General features: G+C 46.3%; 1 protein-coding gene. It reads left to right on the top strand.

The features are described 5' to 3' along the window. A partial coding sequence (locus tag L0M99_RS09790; protein ID WP_154316158.1) for a PQQ-dependent sugar dehydrogenase occupies positions 1 to 196 on the top strand: 196 nt, incomplete at its 5' end. Positions 197 to 214: the final 18 nt, after the last annotated feature.

Genomic DNA, 214 nt, shown 5'->3' with positions numbered 1-214 from the left:
ATTATTTATTGGCGCGCTGAAAGATAAAGATGTCATTGTGATGAGCGTCAACGGCGACAAAGTGACAGAAGATGGCCGTATTTTAACGGACAGAGGGCAACGAATTCGTGATGTTCGCACTGGACCCGACGGTTATTTATACGTTCTCACCGACGAGTCCAGTGGGGAATTACTTAAAGTTAGCCCACGCAATTAGCTAACGGGAATCATCACC

The sequence above is a fragment of the Varibaculum cambriense genome, assembly GCF_022133705.1.
Lineage (GTDB): Bacteria > Actinomycetota > Actinomycetes > Actinomycetales > Actinomycetaceae > Varibaculum > Varibaculum cambriense_A.
Note: the sequence above shows the minus strand (reverse complement) of the source record. Positions and strands in the feature narration are given on the sequence as shown.